This is a genomic window from Pseudomonas tehranensis (assembly GCF_014268615.1).
Classification (GTDB): domain Bacteria; phylum Pseudomonadota; class Gammaproteobacteria; order Pseudomonadales; family Pseudomonadaceae; genus Aquipseudomonas; species Aquipseudomonas tehranensis.
Genome location: NZ_JABWQV010000098.1, coordinates 1 through 17,137, shown reverse-complemented (window position 1 = coordinate 17,137; position 17,137 = coordinate 1). Strand labels below are relative to the sequence as shown.

The window sequence follows — 17,137 nt, the reverse complement described above, 5'->3', positions numbered from 1 at the left end:
GTGGGAGCGGGCTTGCTCGCGAAAGCGGTCCAACATTCAACGACTATGCCGACTGACACCCCACTCCACACTTATCCAAACAGGCTTACTTCTCTACAAACGCCCGCTCGATCAGGTAGTCACCCGGCTCACGCATGCGCGGCGAAACAGTCAGGCCGAAGCTGTTGAGCACTTCGCTGGTCTCGTCGAGCATGCTCGGGCTGCCGCACAGCATGGCGCGGTCGTCCTGCGGGTTGATCGGCGGCAGGCCGATGTCGCGGAACAGCTTGCCGCTGCGCATCAGGTCGGTCAGGCGGCCTTCGTTCTCAAACGGCTCGCGAGTCACGGTCGGGTAGTAGATCAGCTTGTCACGCAGCGCTTCGCCGAAAAACTCGTTCTGCGGCAGGTGTTCGGTAATGAACTCGCGGTAGGCAACTTCATTGACGTAACGTACGCCGTGGCACAGGATCACTTTTTCAAAACGCTCGTAGGTTTCCGGATCCTGGATCACGCTCATGAACGGCGCCAGGCCGGTGCCGGTACTGAGCAGGTACAAATGCTTGCCAGGCTTGAGATCGTCCAGCACCAGGGTGCCGGTGGGCTTCTTGCTGATGATGATCTCGTCGCCTTCCTTCAGATGCTGCAACTGGGAAGTCAGCGGACCATCAGGCACCTTGATGCTGAAAAATTCGAGATGCTCTTCCCAGTTCGGACTGGCGATCGAGTAAGCGCGCATAAGCGGGCGGCCGTTGGGCTGCTGCAGGCCGATCATCACGAACTGACCGTTCTCGAAGCGCAGGCCCGGATCACGGGTGCACTTGAAGCTGAACAGAGTGTCGTTCCAGTGATGAACACTGAGGACACGCTCGTGGTTCATGTTGCTCATGTACGGGGACTCCTGGGAATGATGCCTGCGTCGTTAATATGCGCAATTGCATCGCATTCTAATGGCGGCGACAATATCTGTTAAATGAATTATCAAGATAAGGGTTATCGGTTATATAGATATGCGATTTACTCTCCGTCAACTTCAGGTTTTTGTCGCCGTCGCCCAGCAAGAAAGCGTGTCCCGTGCTGCGGGCCTGCTCAATCTTTCGCAGTCGGCGGCCAGCACCTCCATCACCGAACTGGAGCGCCAGTCCAGCTGCCAATTGTTCGACCGCGCCGGCAAACGCCTGAGTCTCAATGCCCTGGGCAAACAACTGCTGCCCCAGGCGGTGGCGCTGCTGGACCAATCCAAGGAGATCGAAGACCTGCTCAATGGCAAGTCCGGTTTCGGCTCACTGGCGGTCGGCGCGACTCTGACCATCGGCAATTACCTGGCGACCTTGCTGATCGGCAGTTTCATGCAGCGTCATCCAGAAAGCCAGGTGAAGCTGCACGTGCAAAACACTGCCAATATCGTGCACCAGGTTGCCCACTATGAAATTGATCTGGGTCTAATCGAAGGCGACTGCAGCCATCCGGACATCGAGGTCCAGAGCTGGGTCGAGGATGAGCTGGTAGTGTTTTGCGCCCCTCAACATCCGCTGGCCAAACGTGGCCAGGCGACCATGGAGGAACTGACTCATGAAGCGTGGATTCTGCGGGAACAGGGCTCCGGCACACGCCTGACCTTCGACCAGGCCATGCGTCACCATCGCAGTGCGCTGAACGTGCGTCTGGAACTGGAACACACCGAAGCCATCAAGCGGGCCGTGGAATCAGGCCTGGGGATTGGCTGCATCTCACGCCTGGCTCTGCGCGACGCCTTCCGGCGCGGCAGCCTCGTCGCCGTGGAAACCCCGGACATGGACCTGGCCCGGCAGTTTTATTTCATCTGGCACAAACAAAAATACCAGACCTCGGCCATGCGCGAATTCCTCGAGCTGTGCCGGGCATTCACCGCTGGCGTGCAGCGCAGCGACGAAATCGTCCTGCCCCCCATTGCCTGAGCGCCGGCACGCTAGAGCAAAATCAGGCCCCACACCAAGGCAATCATGGTCAAAGCGACGAACTGAGCGGCACTGCCCATGTCCTTGGCATTTTTCGACAACGGGTGCAGCTCCAGGGAAATGCGGTCGATGGCCGCCTCCACCGCCGAGTTGAGCAACTCCACGATCAGCGCCAGCAGGCAGACCGCAATCAGCAGCGCCTGCTCGACACGGCTGACATTCAGGAAAAACGACAACGGAATCAGGATGACGTCGAGCAAGACCAACTGACGAAACGCGGCTTCACCAACGAAGGCCGCGCGTAGGCCGTCCAGAGAATAGCCGGAGGCGTTGAGGATGCGTTTCAGGCCGGTTTGGCCTTTAAAAGGCGACATAAGTGGGCAACTGATCAAAAGGGGTGGAGAAGCTAATTCAAACCCGGTCAAAAAAGCGTGAACAAGACGCTACGATTGCGGTGAAATGGACTCAAGTTGCTGCAGCAGCAGGGCCGCCTGGGTCCGGGTGCGCACATTCAGTTTACGAAAGATTGCAGTGACATGGGCCTTGATGGTGGCTTCGGACACGTTCAACTCATAGGCAATCTGCTTGTTCAGCAGACCTTCACACACCATGGTTAACACGCGGAACTGCTGCGGAGTGAGGCTGGCCAGCCCCTCGCTGGCGGCCTTGGCTTCGTCGGACACGCTCACTGCTTCGAATGCCTGGGGAGGCCAGGACACATCGCCATCCAGGACCGCCTTCACGGCGACCTGAATCATCTCAAGGGAACTGGATTTAGGAATGAAACCACTGGCGCCGAACTCCCGGGCCTTGACCATCACCGAAGCTTCTTCCTGGGCCGAAACCATCACCACGGGAATTTGCGGGTATTGCCCGCGCAGCAAGACCAGCCCGGAAAAGCCATACGCGCCGGGCATATTCAGATCCAGCAGGACAAGATCCCAATCGGCCTTTTCAGTCAGCCGGGCCTCCAGTTCCGCAATACTGGCCACCTCCGTGAGTCGGACATCGGGACCGAGCCCCATGGTCACTGCCTGATGTAACGCACTGCGAAAGAGCGGATGGTCATCGGCTATCAGGATTTCGTATGTGGCCATTTTTCAAATGATCCTGTTTTTAATGGCAGGCCCGATGCACTCACGCCTCGCCCAAGCAACTCAAGATACCGACATGCAGCGGCATCAAAGGGGTACGTTCAACGCCAACACGTAAAAACACGGCGTTTCAAACCTTGGCCGCACCCTAATCGGCGCCAAGCATGCCCAGCGAAACCGGGGTGGTCAAGCAGCACGGCTGCTGCCGTGTTGAGTATGCGCCACTATTAGGCCAACACCGGCTTCAATGCAGGAATAAAGGGCTGCAACTCGGCGTGGGCAGAGGTAGACACATCCACTTCCTGCTGCCGTTTGGCCCCCAGATAGTGCTGGCTGAACACATCGAAATAGGCATCCAGGGCCGACGCAGCGCCACTGTCCCCAGCCAGCTCCAGACACAATGCCGCCACTTCGGCGGTGCACAGATGCTCGCTGCGAGTCGAACGGCGCAAGCGGTAGCGCGACAGCCTGTCGGGCAGCAGGCTCAGAATCGGTAAACGGTCGAAATACGGGCTTTTGCGGAAAATCTTCCGCGCCTCGGTCCAGGTCGCATCCAGCAGAATGAACAACGGACGCTTGCCCTGATCGAGGTTGACGGTATGTGTGACCCGCGATGGCTCGACGTACTCACCGGGAAACACCAGATATGGCTGCCATTGCGGGTCGTTGAGCAGCGCCAGCAGTTGTTCGTCAACGTCGGTGCGTGACCAGATAAACGCGTGATTGTCCCGCACTACGTCGGCAATCAGCCAACCCGTGTTACTCGGCTTGAACACTTCCTTGTTAGTCATGATCAGGCAGACACCCGAGCGAGCCTCGACGCTCGGACGCCAGGCGCACAGGCAATGACTCTCTATCACCCGGCAGGCACTGCAACGGGGGGCGCGCCAGCCACGGGCCTGAATCGGCTTGATACCTTCATCGATGCGCTGGTCGCGCAGACGGGCTACAGCGTTGGGGGCATGGTTCATCGCAGGCGACGCCGACAGACAGGAAAACTCGACACGAACAAGACTCGGCAAGATAAAGGCCGGCAGTCTACCAGAGCGCGCAAACCTGTACCGTCCACCCGGCCTCCCCTATAATTTGCCGCCACTGAACGCACAGTCATGTGATCGGTCGAACCACCAGTCACTGAACCAGGAGAGTTTCATGCTGCGCCTTATCGTCCCCACCGTTGCCGTGCTACTGGCGACGTCCGTCACCGCACAGGCCGCTTCGCTGAAAGAACTCGAACTGAACAAGATGCTGCGCAATGTCGCCGCGCAAAGCAGCGCCGGCACGCCCCGGGCAATCAACGAGGACATTCTCGACCAGGGCTACACCGTAGAAGGCAATGAGCTGATCAATCATCTGAGCGTGCAAAGCAGCCACGCCCAAAAAATGCGGGCCGACCCCAAGGCCGTGTATTTCCAGCTGGGCGCCACGGTGTGTACCAACCCTGGCTTGCGCAAGCTGATGGCCCAAGGCGCGACCATGCGCTACGAGTTCACCGAAGTTAAGACCAATCGCCCCATCGCGACTGAGCGCTTCCAGGAATCCGACTGCCCGAAACCGGCCAAGACCAAAAAATAATCACCCCGAACTGGCGCGCCGCTGCTCATCGTCGGCGCGCAGTTCCGCCACCAGCGCCTGCAGGTAGCGCGAGCGCCATGCTCGGCCTTCCAACCGGCGACAGCATTCCTCTTCGAGGCTTACTCGATTAGCCTGAGCCGCTTCCAACAGCGTCAGGTACAACTGCCTGTCGAGCTCCAAAGTTACTCTGGTCATCAGTCCCGCCTCCATGCCCGATCCACTTCAATCCATCGCGCAGCGTCCAGTCCCGGACGCGCCATAGCATTGAATGCTTGCTAATCAGTTAATCAGAGCGGCACGCACCTAGTTGGCAATCGGACGAGCGGCATGACATTTGAGCGGTTGCCAACGATGTTTTTTAAGCGCCATGATCAAGGCAGCGAAGATCCGCGTGAGGGACTAGATTCAAAAGTATCTCTTTGCTTCGGGCAGAACGAGGCTGCCCCACCGACACCTTTGCGCGTGACAGTTCTTTCATACAAGGGAAACGCAGAACCCGCAGGATGACTTGGTCGCCTGTCGCACGCCGCGTCGAACCAGGTCGAACGTCCAGGCACGGTCCTGGGCTGACAACGACACACGGAGTGTCGTGGCCCTGACGAATCTCTCGTTCGGGCTGGGGTTTTGCCAAGAAGGAGAAGCTGAATGCCTTACAAACCGAATGACTCGCTGAGTCGTCATTTTGAGAACCATGGACACGACCTCACCCGCAAGGTCGAAGAGCAACTCAACCTGGTCTCCCCCAACAGCCCGAACCTCCCCATCTACCGCGACATGATCCTGACCGTCCTGCGCATGGCCCAGGAAGATCACAACCGCTGGAATGCCAAGATCACGCTGCAGGCCTTGCGAGAACTGGAGCACGCTTTTCGCACGCTCGAACAATTCAAGGGTCGACGCAAGGTCACGGTCTTCGGCTCGGCCCGAACGCCCATCGAACATCCGCTGTACGGCTTGGCCCGGGAACTGGGGGCGGAGTTGGCACGCTCGGACATGATGGTCATCACTGGCGCCGGCGGTGGCATCATGGCCGCGGCCCATGAAGGTGCCGGCCGGGACCACAGCCTGGGTTTCAACATCACCTTGCCTTTCGAACAGCATGCGAATCCGACCGTTGAAGGCACGCAGAATCTGCTGCCGTTCCACTTCTTCTTCACCCGTAAGCTGTTCTTCGTCAAAGAGGCCGACGCACTGGTGCTCTGCCCAGGCGGTTTCGGCACCCTCGATGAAGCGTTGGAAGTCCTGACGTTGGTGCAAACCGGTAAAAGCCCGCTGGTGCCGGTGGTATTGCTGGATGTACCAGGGGGCAAATTCTGGCAAGGCGCCCTGCACTTCATCCGTGAGCAACTGGAGGAAAACCGCTACATCCTGCCCACCGATATGAAGTTGATGCGCCTGGTGTACAGCGCTCAAGAGGCCGTAGAGGAGATCAATCAGTTCTACAGCAACTTCCACTCCAGCCGCTGGCTAAAACATCAATTCGTGATCCGTATGAATCACAAGCTGAACGAACAGGCCCTTGGGCATTTGCAGGCGGAGTTTGCCGATCTGTGCCTCAACGATTGTTTTCATCAACACGCCTACGCCGGCGAGGAACACGACGAGGCCCGTTTCAGCCATCTGACCCGACTGGCCTTTACCTTCAATGCCCGCGATCACGGTCGTTTGAGGGAACTGGTGGATTACATCAACCTATCGGAGAACTGGGCCCAGCCCGCCACCAAGGTCCAACCCCTCACCTGGGAGCCGATCAAGGTGACCTGAGCCCATAAAAAAACGGCCCGCTATCGAAATAACGGGCCGTTGTTGTTTAGTCGTCCATGCCGCGACCGCTGAATAAACGGTTGATCATTTCCATGGAATATCCTCGATATGCCAGGAAACGTCCTTGCTTGGCTCGCTCCCTAGCATCGATGGGCAAATGCCCTGAGAACTTGCGACGCCAGGTGTCCGTCAGTTGCGCCTGCCAATCGATACCGCTTTCGCGCAGGGCAAGTTCGATGTCCGGGCGTTGCAAACCACGCTGCCCGAGCTCCTCACGAATTCGCAAGGGACCATACCCAGAACGAGCTCGATAAGAGACAAAGCTCTCAAGGTAGCGGGACTCCGACAACAAGCCCTCTTCCGTCAAACGGTCGAGGGCCGTGTCGATCAATTCATCTGGGGCGCCGCGCTGACGCAGCTTACGCGTCAGCTCGACTCGACCGTGCTCGCGCCTGGCGAGCAGGTCCATCGCGGTTCGCCGCACCGCGACGAGGGTATCGAGTACGACAGTCATCGAATCGATCAGATGTCAGCGTCAGCCAGGTCGTCTGCAGTCTCGCGGTTAGCCACCGACTTGACGTCTGCAACTGGGCTCAGAAGCTTGTCACGCAATTGCTTCTCGAGGGTTGCTGCAATTTCCGGGTTGTCCGCCAGGAACTTGGCCGAGTTAGCCTTGCCCTGACCGATCTTGGTGCCGTTGTAGGCATACCAGGCGCCGGATTTTTCGACGAAACCGTGCAACACACCCAGGTCGATCATCTCGCCATTGAGGTAGATTCCCTTGCCGTAAAGAATCTGGAACTCCGCCTGACGGAACGGCGAAGCGACCTTGTTCTTCACAACCTTGACGCGGGTTTCGCTGCCGACAACCTCATCGCCTTCTTTCACTGCGCCGGTGCGGCGGATGTCCAGACGAACCGAAGCGTAGAACTTCAGCGCGTTACCACCGGTAGTGGTTTCCGGGCTGCCGAACATCACGCCGATCTTCATACGGATCTGGTTGATGAAGATCACCAGGCAGTTGGCGTTCTTGATGTTACCGGTGATCTTGCGCAGGGCCTGGGACATCAGACGAGCCTGGAGGCCCACGTGCATGTCGCCCATTTCACCTTCGATTTCCGCTTTGGGTACCAGTGCAGCCACGGAGTCGACGATGATCACGTCAACGGCGTTGGAACGCACCAGCATGTCGGTGATTTCCAGGGCCTGTTCACCGGTGTCCGGCTGAGAAACCAGCAGGTCATCGACGTTAACGCCCAACTTGCCGGCATATTCCGGGTCCAGGGCGTGTTCGGCATCGACGAAAGCGCAGGTCGCACCGGCTTTTTGAGCCTGAGCGATCACGGACAGGGTCAGCGTGGTTTTACCGGAAGACTCAGGACCGTAGATTTCAACGATACGGCCTTTTGGCAGACCGCCAATGCCAAGCGCAATGTCCAGGCCCAGGGAGCCGGTGGAGATGGAAGGAATAGCCTGACGGTCCTGATCGCCCATACGCATTACGGCACCCTTGCCGAATTGACGTTCGATCTGACCCAAGGCCGCAGCCAAGGCTTTCTTCTTGTTGTCGTCCATTAAAGTCCTCACGTAATCAATAAGGCCTGACGGCCAACACCTGTATAAGTAGCCAGTATTATTCCACAGCGATTGAGGATCGCCTACCCCTGATTTGAGATTTCTGCGGCGGCATGTTGCAACAGCCCCTCTAGCGCGGCCTTCACCGTTTGTCGGCGGACTTCGTCGCGGTTGCCGGCAAAGAATCGCTGCTCGCTGACAACCGTGTCACCAACGCCCCAGGCCAGCCACACCGTACCCACCGGTTTGTTCGGCGAGCCACCATCGGGGCCGGCCACGCCGCTGACCGCCACAGCAAAACGCGCCAGGCTTTTTTGCTGCGCCCCCCGCACCATGGCCTCCACCACCTCGCGACTGACCGCCCCCACCGTTGCAAACAGCTCGGCCGGCACATCCAGTTGCTGAGTCTTCTGGCGGTTGGAATAGGTGACATAACCCGCCTCGAACCACGCCGAACTCCCGGGAATACGAGTGATCGCCTCAGCAATCCCGCCTCCGGTACAGGACTCGGCCGTGGTCACATGGGCATTGACCCGCTGCAGACGTCGGCCCAGCTCAGCGGCCAGTTCGGTAATGTCATCCATGATGCTCTCCTGATTCGTCGCAAGTGAGGCCTACCGTACACGAGCATGCCAGGCTTGCAAGGCTCGACGGATTACCGGCCCAGCGCCCTGACGTAGGCCTGACACGCCTGCAAGGCGATCAATCCGCGATCCCCTTCGTCGGTGATGGCGACAATTCGTTGAGCATGCGCCGGGTCAAGTCGGGCGCGTAGGGGGCCATGATCCACGCCGCCGGCGCCGGCGGTGGCAGGCACTGCACAACCGGCGGCAACATCGTCGGCGTCGAGGAGGACTGACAGCCGGACATCGGCAGTAGCAAGACGATCGCGCAAGCGATCCTGATCACGTTGGGCATCGCTCAAGGCTCGGTAATGGGATTGTTCGCTGGCGGAGAGTTGCTGTTCCAGGGCCAGACGCTTGTCTTGCTCGGCCTTTTGTTGAATAGCTGCCGCCTGGGTTATGTGATTCAACATCTGTGCCTGGATCTGGGCCGTTTGCGCCAGTTGCCGCTCATAACGCCACGTCTGGACTTGCCACGCCAACATCGCCGGGCCGCCGGCCACCAACGCCAGCAACACAGCGACGCCAAGGGTGCGAGAAGAAACAGGCATCAAACCAAAGGCTGACATATCACCGCCCTCGCCCGCGCCCAGAGTTGCAGACGATCCTGCAAGCCATTCAAACCGCCGTTGATGCGCCGGGTGATGCTGTTGAACTGGTCACGGTCAGCCAGTTCGTTCAAACCGTTCTGATTCCAGAACCAGGCGGCAGACTCAGCCGCCCATTGCGGTTGCTCCAGCAGTTGCGGCAAAGCCAGCAATCGCTCATCGCCAAACAAACCCAGACTGCAACGTCGATAATTGTCACGCCCGGTAATCTGAATCAGCCCGCGCCCCCGATATTGCTGACCGTCGCCGTCGGCCTGGGGTGTATTGCCCAAGCGAACGGCCAACGATCCCGTGTCGTACTTACTGAGATATTGATCACTGCCGAGCTCGCGTACATAGCGCAATTGCCCCGATTCATGGCCAACCTGGGCCAGAAACGCGGCAATGCGTTTGGGCGTGTCGATACGATGGCTGGACATGGCGCTGTTAAGGGGCGAAACGAAAACGCCCGCTTGAGAGCGGGCGTTGGGCATGATGGTGAGGAGTTGTTGTTGGGTGACTTCCATAGGTCAGTTCATCGAAGGCGTTATTGAAGTTGCTCGGTCAGCCAGGGTGGCGCGACCGGACGATATTCAGCAGCAGGAAAAAGCTCATCCTGTGGCCAGTCCCTGAGGGCGCGACGGTAAGCCTGCAGTTGTGTGTATTGCGTCTGGTCCAATGTGGTGCCGCTACCGTCGTCCATTTCATCGCGATCCCGCGCGACGAGACGGTCCGTTGCCGAGAGCTGGGCATTGCGCCACGCATACTCGTTCTCAGCAGCTTGGCCTGACGTCAGAGGAGGTGGATCTACAAGGATGGGATAGCCATTGTCAGGATTGACTGAAATTTTCTTGGGCGACATAGCCAGTTGCTGAAGCAACGATAGCCAATAGGACCTGGGGACTTCTATGACATCTTCTGGGATATCCGAAGTATTGATACCCGGGACATAAGCGCCGCAGGTACTTGGACTGAACAACACAGTGAATTCGTTCACTCAATACCCCTTCGCAAAATAATACACACCCCACCCGGCCATCGCCTGCCCATCCATATTGCGAACCCGGAAACGACAGCCCTGTTTAGTGCCGCTTCCTCCAACGAGAATAACCACCGCACCATCACCGCCGACATGGTTGGCTACAACAGAAGCAAAAGCGGTTGGAAATGAAATAGGAAAAGTGACGAACACATCGCCGTTAGCATCGGTCGTGCCGGCTCCCCATTGATCGATAATCCCACTGGCGTATTTTTGATAACCCGGATTACCGAGATGACCTGAAAACAACGAGGTGTACTTCAGCACAATGGTGCCGCCGATCAACCGCCATTGGTTATCGAGTTTAACGAACTTAGCCGTTTCACCCCGCCCCAGATCGATTGGCCCCAATGCGGCACTTGACGAACCTATCGTATCGGCAGCCGAGGCCGTCGATAGGGTGACCACGCCGACACCAACGTTAACAAGTGTCAGCGTCGCCCCATGCATGATTCCGGTAGTGCCAGGCAGCGTGACGCTGATCGGCGTAGCACTGGCAAAACTGACGGCTCCACCGATATGCGCCAGCGTCAACGCGGTATTCGTTGCGTACGCAGTAAAGCCGGAATACTGCAGCCCGCTACGTCTCACGAACTCCGTGGTGGCTACGGACCCGTCACTGTCAAACTGCGCGGCGGTGGTAAATAACCCGTCGCCACGCAACGCCGTCAAAAGTTGATTGTTCAGTTGTTCCGAGGGCGTCAGTCCAGCGGCTTGAATGACATTGAGCACTTCCTGCGTGACACCATTGCCCCAACTGGCGGGGATCAAAGATCCTGGCGTCCCGGTCAAGGGATCCTCATCTACAAACCTGCCATTCACCAAACCCGCACTGGGCACACTTCTTGGATAGTCCACGTTGTCCTCCCTTGATATTCAAACGGCCAAAAAACAGGCAATAGAAAACTGCGCCTGTTGACTCGCCCAACAGAGCCCGAAAAAAATTGAGAAGGTTTAAGCGGTTTGGTCCGTGGCGCTTTAAGCCGCAGACTCAGGCACGACCGGCCAGTTGATGTCGGTTGGAAAACCGGTGTGGTGCTGGATACGGTTTAACTCGACGCAGTAGAGCTTCCACTCCATCAGGGCCAGTTGTTCCTGGTCGCTGGCGTCGCCGATGTCTTCGGCATATTGGAAAGGAGCGACTTTCTGAATGGCTTCGCGCAGCAATTTATCGCGCTTTGACAGGGCTTCGCGCTTGAGGTCGGCCAGCTGCAGCATCTCGTCAAACACCCAGGTGGTATCGCGCCATACATAGTAATTGCCCGGCCATGGTTCGGCTGTGTACATGTCCGGCAATTGGCCGAACTCGGTCCACTCCAGATGAGCGCCGTTGTCCTTGCGATAAACCGAACCGCGCCAGTCCACCATTTCTCGTGGAACGCCGTTCACCATGACCCACGAATGATGTTCTTGGGCTGCGGGCAATTCAAAAGAGAGCTGGATGCCGTTGCTTGGAATCTGGATGCCCATGCCGGGTGTTACTGGAAGCTCGACCGGGCCCGACAGGACGCCATTGTCGTCAAATAGATAGATGAACATAGTGGCCTCAGATCAACTTGATTCGAGCGGGATAGGCGATGTTTCTGGGACGAGTTTCAGTACTGAAACCTCCGATATTGCCCACAGAATCGCCACTGTTATAAGCCGCGTTGGGAAATGTCGTACCGAGGGTGCCAGACACAGGCGCGGCATTAACGTCATGTGTCAAATCCCATAGGCTGTCAGGAAGACTAGGCGTCGGACGCACAGCAGTACCTGAGCTGGTTGGCAGGAAATGGTTATGACTTTCCAAGGCATCCGCCTGCCTGCTACCCGCCAGGCGGTTGACATCCACCCCTCGCGCCTCATCCAGGACACGCAGAAATTCGCCCCGAATATCGGGTAGGCGAAAAGTGGTAGCACCGTCACCATTAGTCCAGGCACCTTCGCTCCCTGCTCGGGTAGCCTCGGTCACCATCACACCGGATGATTGAGCCAAATCGAACAACCACGGCCAATCACTACGCGACAGGAGATTACCATTGAGTACGGCATAACCGCCGGGCAGTACCTGACGTGCGCTGTCAAATGAGATGCGCCCCAACGGAGTGGTATCAAACCGCCCCAAGGGCCACCAGGCTCCCGTCCCGTCACTGCGCAGGTGCCACCAATCCCCGCTGCCCATTAGCACCAGGAATGGATAACCATTGGCTGCCAGGTGGGTATGAAACCGAACCCTATCACTACCGTCAGCCCGCACCGTCAGACGGTTACCACTGTTATCCACACGCCGCACAATCACATCGCGAACACCGAGCGCCGCATTGGCCGCCGGTAGGGTTACAGTGCTCGCACCAGCACTTGAATCGATCAGCACCAGCCCCAACTCGTCGGCGGCCAACACCTTTGATGTGGTAAGCCGCGTGACGACTGAACGCATCGGACTACTACGCCCGAGAATGGTTTGCAGTGCCTTGATCAACTGGCCGTTATCCGCTTCGGACGGCGTCATGCCGGCCGAGGAGATCACGCCGAGGATTTCTTGGGTGACACTGTTTCCCCATACCGCCGGAATCAACGACCCGGGAGTGCCCGCCAACGGGTTTTCATCCACGAACCGGCCGTTCACCAGCCCGACGCTGGGAACGCTTTTTGGATAATCCATGTTTTATTGCTCTCTATGAGATGGGGCTCAAGCGCGAAGAGGTAGCGCCCGGATAGTCGCGAGCACATCATCAACGGCTTGGCTGGCAAGATCCGCCTTGCCTTTGGCCATGTGCGCGCGAATCTGTATCTTGGCCTTCAAGCGCAGTTCTCGAAGCGCCAGTAGGTTCGTTTCAAATTCGGCGGCCTTGGCGAGAATCTGATCCGCCGCCTGCCTGGCTGTGCGCCCTTTGACGACCCAGGCAGAAACGGACAACGGAACCAATTTTTTCGGATAGCCCTGATCCTTGAAGGCCCGCGCCTCCAGGGCGGTTTGTTGGTATTCCAAGGCACGCAAGGGATCACCGGCCAACGTGCGGCGGGCGCTGTCGGCAGCAGTATCGACCGTGGCGCATAAGCGTTCGACTTCCTGGCGCAACTGCTCGGCGGCATTCTCCTCAGTAAGTACCCAAGTACCGTCCTCCCAGATATGGGCGGATGAGGGCGCAGGCGGGCGAAGTCCATCTTCGTATTGGTGCAGCTCTTGAATGACTTTCATCGGATCAGCTCCCAGGACAGGTGAACATTGACTGCGTTGATAAAGTTGACGCCGATACCAATGCTGTAATCCGTCAGGGCCTGGTGCCCCTTGATCCCCATGCTCAACAGCAACTCGTCGCTATCGGCATTGGTGGCGCCCAATGTGTGCTCGGCCTGATATGACTGCCAAAGCGAACGCGACTGGGCATGGTCAAAACTGGCCGTGACCGTGGAGACGCTCACGTCATTGACGACGTTGTTGGAGAACAACACGCACATATACGGACTTGCGGGGTTCGCCCAACCCACGGCATTGTTGCCAGGAGTTGTAGCGACGGGTGACAGATAGCTGTAGTTGCCCCCAAGCCACCCGGACTGAACAAACGACAGCGAGGTCACGACGTTCGGTGCGGGTGTCGGATTACCCGCCACAAGCCGTGCTGCTCGGGCGTGAGGATCCAACGGTAGATAGACCACGCCATTGCCATTCACCGTTTGCGTCCAGGTCAATTGAGCACGGTTATAGATCGTGCGAATCGTCGGCAAGGAGCCCGGCGCCCCGGTCATCACCCAGGCCAGGCACATGTCCAGGGGGGTGGACGCAAATCCGCCGCCGGACACGCCGTTGACTGTCCCCTTCAAGGACTCCGGCGGGAGGTCATACAAGCTTCCGCGCTGCATATAGAACGTCAGTGCGCCGCCTATGACCTGTGCTCTTAGAAAATAGCTGGCGCTGGGCAACAGATCGGCGCTGCTCCATGCCGTCGTCACGTAGGTACGTGAACGGCCCAATCGCCCACTCACTACGTCTTGTCCGATGCTGATGTACACACCCGCCGGAATCGAGACGCGGCCGCCGCTGGTGGATAGGGCCGTAGGCGTTAGTGCCAGACGGGCATCCGCCGTTGCAATCGTTGGCAGCGACAAAGCGGCGATCGGAAGCGCGAGATCCTGGTTCCAGCCCTTGGCGGCGACTGACTGAATCGCCTCGAGTAATTGATCGTTTTGGGTTTCATCTGGCGCCAGATTCCCGGCCTTGATGACATTCACAATTTCCTGCGTCACCCCGTTCCCCCAGGCTGCTGGAATCAATGACCCCGGCGTCCCGGTCAACGGATTTTCATCCACGAACTTCCCATTCACCAGGCCTGCGCTGGGCACACTCTTCGGATAATCCATTCATCTACTCCCTAGTCATAATTGATGTGAACCTTCGTGTGCGCCGGCGCACTACGATGAATCAGGCACTCAAGCGCCGAACCCGGATTGACGCCGAAACGCTCCCCCCAATAGCTGGCGCCAAAACGTCGGCCGAGCAGCAGGCGACCGCCGGTGTTGAGGGTCCACATGAATTGCGCCTGCCAGGTGCCGAAGTGCGCTTCGCCGAAGCGGGCGCGGCCCATGCGGGGGGCCTTGAGTTCGGTGATGGTGGCGTTGGGATAGCCCTGGCTCTTGGCGATTTCCACGTAATAAGCGATGGCCTGGCTGCCCACCGCCAACAGCCGCCGACGCACCGCCAAACGGCGGTCGTCATACAGCGGTGTAGCGCCCAGGCACGGGTCAGGCAGGTTCATCACCCGCTCCCAATCCGGCACCAGTTCACTCACACCCGCGGGGTCCATTTCGTGGAGCAGGTCGACGGCGCGGGCATCGAGACGCGCCAATTCCTGGGCGATGCCTTGCAGCACCTCTTCCAGTTCCGGCACCCGCTCCGGATCCCACGCCGGGCCGCTGGGCAGCAGGCTGCGCAGTTGGGCCTGGTACTGCTCGGCGGTTCTCAGGCTTGCCATACGCAGCCTCCGAAGGTCAGCAACTGATTGCTGGCGGCCACCACGTCGGCGATGGGTGCAGTCAGTGCGTGGTCGGTTTCCCCGGTGGCACTGCTGATGGCTTCGGCGATGTGGGTCAGCAGGAGGGTTTCGCCAAGGCCAGCTTCGCGGTTATGCAGGTCTCGCAGTTGCGCTTCGATGGCGGCACGCACGGCGCTGGTGTCCGGGGTAATGCGCAGCCGGTAGGTCACCGGCACCTGCGCTGGCGCCAGCACATGCACTTCGGCGGTGACCGGGCGCAGTGGCTCGATATAGGCCCGGACTTCTTCCAGTTGCTCGGTGTTGGGAATCGGCTGTGGGTCGTCGTCACGCATGACGAACACGCCAACGGTGCCCGGCCCCAGGTAGCTGCCGCGACACCAGGCGCGGGTGATGCCAGGGCATTCCAGGGCCCAGGTTTCATAGTCCTGCGCGGAACCGCCGTGGGGAATGATGCGGTAGGAGCGGATCACCCTGGCCCGCAGGGATTCGAGGCTTTCCCGAGCGAGGCCGCCGGTCAACCCGGGCGCCAGCACGGTGAAGCTGTTGCCGATCCCAAGGATCGGCTGCACCGACGTCAACACCAGCCCGGCATCGGCATTACCCAGGCTGCCGGCGTCCAACGCGGCGACAGTGGTGCTATTGAGGCCATTGCTGGTGGTGCGGGCGCTGGTCACTTTGTAGGTGCGCCCATCGCTGGACTGCAGCAGCGTGTCGACATCCAGCACAGCGCCCGCGGTAGCGGTGAAGCTGACGCTGCCGCTGGCCACCTGGGCCGCTTTGCGCGCCTGGTTCAGGCGCAGCGCGGCGATGCGCTCCAGGGTGGATTCGTCGGCCTTGTCCGGCAGGATCTGCTCAGCGATCCAATCCAGATAGCCATACAGGCCATAGGCGGCGCCACCCAGGGTGCGAGCCAGCACTTGAGCATCGGACTGGCGCAGCGAATCGCTGGCCAGGTCGCTTTGGGCGCGCTTGATCAGCACCGGCAGCGAAGGGGTTTCAAACGGCATAGGTCACCTGCCAACTGTTATCGGGGTTGATGTCCAGGCGCTCGCCGTCGGCCAGGGTCAAAACCGTGCGCAGATTCAGGCGCTGGGCGTCGAGGCGTTCGCTGATGATGTCGATGGCGCTGCAATGGCCATCGTCGATCAGCCATTGCAAGGCTTCGCGGGCATAGAATTCGGCGTCGAGCTGGGTCTGCCGGGTCAGCTTGACCCGGCGCAACAGCCACAGCCGCGAACCAATACGGTCGTCGGCGATGGTGGGAAAAGTGTCGCCCCACCAGCCGAAACGTTGCTCGTCATCCACGGCATCGTCGTCAGCGGCGCGGCGCCAGGTGAACAGGCTGATCAGCACCGAGCGGGTCAGCGCGGCGTGAAGGTTCTGGCTGATGAACATCACTGGCCTCCCGCCGGCATGCCGGTTTGGCCGTTACCGGCCTGCACGCCGACGTGCACATGCTTGATCTGGCTGATGCCGCCGGCGATCTGGTCGCCCTGGGAAACGAGCTTGCCGGTGTGGTTGATGACCGGGCTGTCGATGTTCACCGCGCTGCTGGCGCGGATGTTCAGGGTCGCAGTCTGGATGTCGATGACCCGGCCACGCTTGAAGTGGATCTTGTCGCCCTCGTCGGTGTAGATCGCCACTTCGCCAGGGGCCAGGGCCTTGAGGCGGAAACGACGGTCGGCGACCACCAGCACCACGGCATGGGAGCGGTCACCGCCCAGGAACGTGGCGATCCCCTCTGCCCCGGCCAGCGGATTGCTGGTGAAACCGTAGGGTTCGAAGTGCTCCATATCGTCATTCACTTCGCCGGCGGTGAGGCGCATTTGCAGCGATTGCAACTTGGTAGCCGAATTGGCGAGCACGACAGTGCCGCGCGCCAGGAGGCGGGTCAGTAGGCTCATTGAGGTTTCCTTGGAATCGGAAGTTTGAAAGCAATGTGTATTGATCAAGATCCCTTGGGCTGTGCTGGCGCCATCGCGAGCAGGCTCGCT

General features: G+C 59.1%; 23 protein-coding genes. 3 read left to right on the top strand and 20 right to left on the bottom strand.

The features are described from left to right. Positions 1 to 85: 85 nt before the first annotated feature. Complete coding sequence (gene fpr / locus HU811_RS15590; protein WP_003184787.1) at positions 86 to 865, bottom strand: ferredoxin-NADP reductase; 780 nt, start codon at positions 863 to 865, stop codon at positions 86 to 88. 121 nt (positions 866 to 986) lie between these two features. Between fpr and HU811_RS15585 the strand changes: the two genes are divergently transcribed. Further along, the gene (locus HU811_RS15585) at positions 987 to 1,913 is read left to right on the top strand and encodes a LysR family transcriptional regulator (protein ID WP_047230031.1); all 927 of its coding nucleotides are present in this window, start codon (positions 987 to 989) and stop codon (positions 1,911 to 1,913) included. 11 nt (positions 1,914 to 1,924) lie between these two features. Here HU811_RS15585 and HU811_RS15580 read toward each other — a convergent pair whose 3' ends face one another. The 3 genes from HU811_RS15580 to HU811_RS15570 form a co-directional block, all read right to left on the bottom strand. Next, positions 1,925 to 2,287: a diacylglycerol kinase gene (locus HU811_RS15580; protein WP_092401036.1), complete on the bottom strand. Its 363-nt coding sequence runs from the start codon at positions 2,285 to 2,287 to the stop codon at positions 1,925 to 1,927. A gap of 69 nt (positions 2,288 to 2,356) precedes the next feature. Then, positions 2,357 to 3,010 (bottom strand): response regulator transcription factor ErdR, encoded by a 654-nt coding sequence (gene erdR / locus HU811_RS15575; protein WP_047230029.1) that lies wholly within the window; start codon positions 3,008 to 3,010, stop codon positions 2,357 to 2,359. A gap of 224 nt (positions 3,011 to 3,234) precedes the next feature. Further along, complete coding sequence (locus HU811_RS15570; protein WP_186656804.1) at positions 3,235 to 3,978, bottom strand: tRNA-uridine aminocarboxypropyltransferase; 744 nt, start codon at positions 3,976 to 3,978, stop codon at positions 3,235 to 3,237. A 181-nt stretch (positions 3,979 to 4,159) separates the two neighbouring features. Here HU811_RS15570 and HU811_RS15565 point away from each other — a divergent pair, with 181 nt between their 5' ends. Beyond that, entirely contained in the window at positions 4,160 to 4,582 is a 423-nt protein-coding gene (locus HU811_RS15565; RefSeq protein ID WP_092401042.1) for a PA3611 family quorum-sensing-regulated virulence factor, read from the top strand. Here HU811_RS15565 and HU811_RS15560 read toward each other — a convergent pair whose 3' ends face one another. Beyond that, the gene (locus HU811_RS15560) at positions 4,583 to 4,777 is read right to left on the bottom strand and encodes a hypothetical protein (protein WP_092401045.1); all 195 of its coding nucleotides are present in this window, start codon (positions 4,775 to 4,777) and stop codon (positions 4,583 to 4,585) included. It lies immediately after the preceding gene. A 450-nt stretch (positions 4,778 to 5,227) separates the two neighbouring features. On the opposite strand from HU811_RS15560, the gene HU811_RS15555 reads away from it, so the two are divergent. Beyond that, the gene (locus tag HU811_RS15555; protein ID WP_092401047.1) at positions 5,228 to 6,346 is read left to right on the top strand and encodes an LOG family protein; all 1,119 of its coding nucleotides are present in this window, start codon (positions 5,228 to 5,230) and stop codon (positions 6,344 to 6,346) included. Between the two features lie 46 nt (positions 6,347 to 6,392). Here HU811_RS15555 and recX read toward each other — a convergent pair whose 3' ends face one another. The 15 genes from recX to HU811_RS15480 form a co-directional block, all read right to left on the bottom strand. Further along, positions 6,393 to 6,860, bottom strand: coding sequence for a recombination regulator RecX (recX, locus tag HU811_RS15550; RefSeq protein ID WP_092454226.1), 468 nt, complete (start codon positions 6,858 to 6,860; stop codon positions 6,393 to 6,395). Positions 6,861 to 6,868: 8 nt separating this feature from the next. Continuing rightward, complete coding sequence (gene recA, locus HU811_RS15545) at positions 6,869 to 7,921, bottom strand: recombinase RecA (RefSeq protein ID WP_047230023.1); 1,053 nt, start codon at positions 7,919 to 7,921, stop codon at positions 6,869 to 6,871. Between the two features lie 83 nt (positions 7,922 to 8,004). Continuing rightward, the gene (locus HU811_RS15540; RefSeq protein WP_092401054.1) at positions 8,005 to 8,505 is read right to left on the bottom strand and encodes a CinA family protein; all 501 of its coding nucleotides are present in this window, start codon (positions 8,503 to 8,505) and stop codon (positions 8,005 to 8,007) included. A 71-nt stretch (positions 8,506 to 8,576) separates the two neighbouring features. Next, the gene (locus HU811_RS15535) at positions 8,577 to 9,113 is read right to left on the bottom strand and encodes a lysis system i-spanin subunit Rz (protein WP_186656803.1); all 537 of its coding nucleotides are present in this window, start codon (positions 9,111 to 9,113) and stop codon (positions 8,577 to 8,579) included. Continuing rightward, positions 9,095 to 9,658, bottom strand: coding sequence for a glycoside hydrolase family 19 protein (locus tag HU811_RS15530; RefSeq protein WP_186656802.1), 564 nt, complete (start codon positions 9,656 to 9,658; stop codon positions 9,095 to 9,097). The genes HU811_RS15535 and HU811_RS15530 overlap by 19 nt, the downstream gene beginning before the upstream one ends. A gap of 20 nt (positions 9,659 to 9,678) precedes the next feature. Continuing rightward, entirely contained in the window at positions 9,679 to 10,128 is a 450-nt protein-coding gene (locus HU811_RS15525) for a phage tail assembly chaperone (RefSeq protein ID WP_186656801.1), read from the bottom strand. Then, on the bottom strand, positions 10,129 to 11,028 hold the full coding sequence (locus HU811_RS15520; RefSeq protein WP_186656799.1) for a gp53-like domain-containing protein: 900 nt from the start codon (positions 11,026 to 11,028) through the stop codon (positions 10,129 to 10,131). It lies immediately after the preceding gene. 120 nt (positions 11,029 to 11,148) lie between these two features. Beyond that, the gene (locus HU811_RS15515) at positions 11,149 to 11,709 is read right to left on the bottom strand and encodes a tail fiber assembly protein (RefSeq protein WP_186656797.1); all 561 of its coding nucleotides are present in this window, start codon (positions 11,707 to 11,709) and stop codon (positions 11,149 to 11,151) included. Between the two features lie 7 nt (positions 11,710 to 11,716). After that, positions 11,717 to 12,814 (bottom strand): phage tail protein, encoded by a 1,098-nt coding sequence (locus tag HU811_RS15510; RefSeq protein WP_186656796.1) that lies wholly within the window; start codon positions 12,812 to 12,814, stop codon positions 11,717 to 11,719. Between the two features lie 27 nt (positions 12,815 to 12,841). Continuing rightward, positions 12,842 to 13,351 (bottom strand): phage tail protein, encoded by a 510-nt coding sequence (locus HU811_RS15505; protein WP_186656795.1) that lies wholly within the window; start codon positions 13,349 to 13,351, stop codon positions 12,842 to 12,844. Beyond that, entirely contained in the window at positions 13,348 to 14,511 is a 1,164-nt protein-coding gene (locus HU811_RS15500) for a phage tail protein (protein WP_186656793.1), read from the bottom strand. The genes HU811_RS15505 and HU811_RS15500 overlap by 4 nt, the downstream gene beginning before the upstream one ends. 11 nt (positions 14,512 to 14,522) lie before the next feature. Continuing rightward, complete coding sequence (locus HU811_RS15495; RefSeq protein WP_092401075.1) at positions 14,523 to 15,122, bottom strand: YmfQ family protein; 600 nt, start codon at positions 15,120 to 15,122, stop codon at positions 14,523 to 14,525. Further along, positions 15,110 to 16,150 (bottom strand): baseplate J/gp47 family protein, encoded by a 1,041-nt coding sequence (locus HU811_RS15490; protein WP_092454209.1) that lies wholly within the window; start codon positions 16,148 to 16,150, stop codon positions 15,110 to 15,112. The genes HU811_RS15495 and HU811_RS15490 overlap by 13 nt, the downstream gene beginning before the upstream one ends. Further along, positions 16,140 to 16,538 carry a phage GP46 family protein gene (locus tag HU811_RS15485; RefSeq protein WP_186656792.1) on the bottom strand — a complete coding sequence of 133 codons (399 nt, stop codon included), beginning with the start codon at positions 16,536 to 16,538 and terminating at the stop codon, positions 16,140 to 16,142. Before HU811_RS15485 ends, HU811_RS15490 begins: the two co-directional genes overlap by 11 nt. Further along, entirely contained in the window at positions 16,538 to 17,047 is a 510-nt protein-coding gene (locus HU811_RS15480; RefSeq protein WP_092401081.1) for a phage baseplate assembly protein V, read from the bottom strand. The genes HU811_RS15485 and HU811_RS15480 overlap by 1 nt, the downstream gene beginning before the upstream one ends. Positions 17,048 to 17,137: the final 90 nt, after the last annotated feature.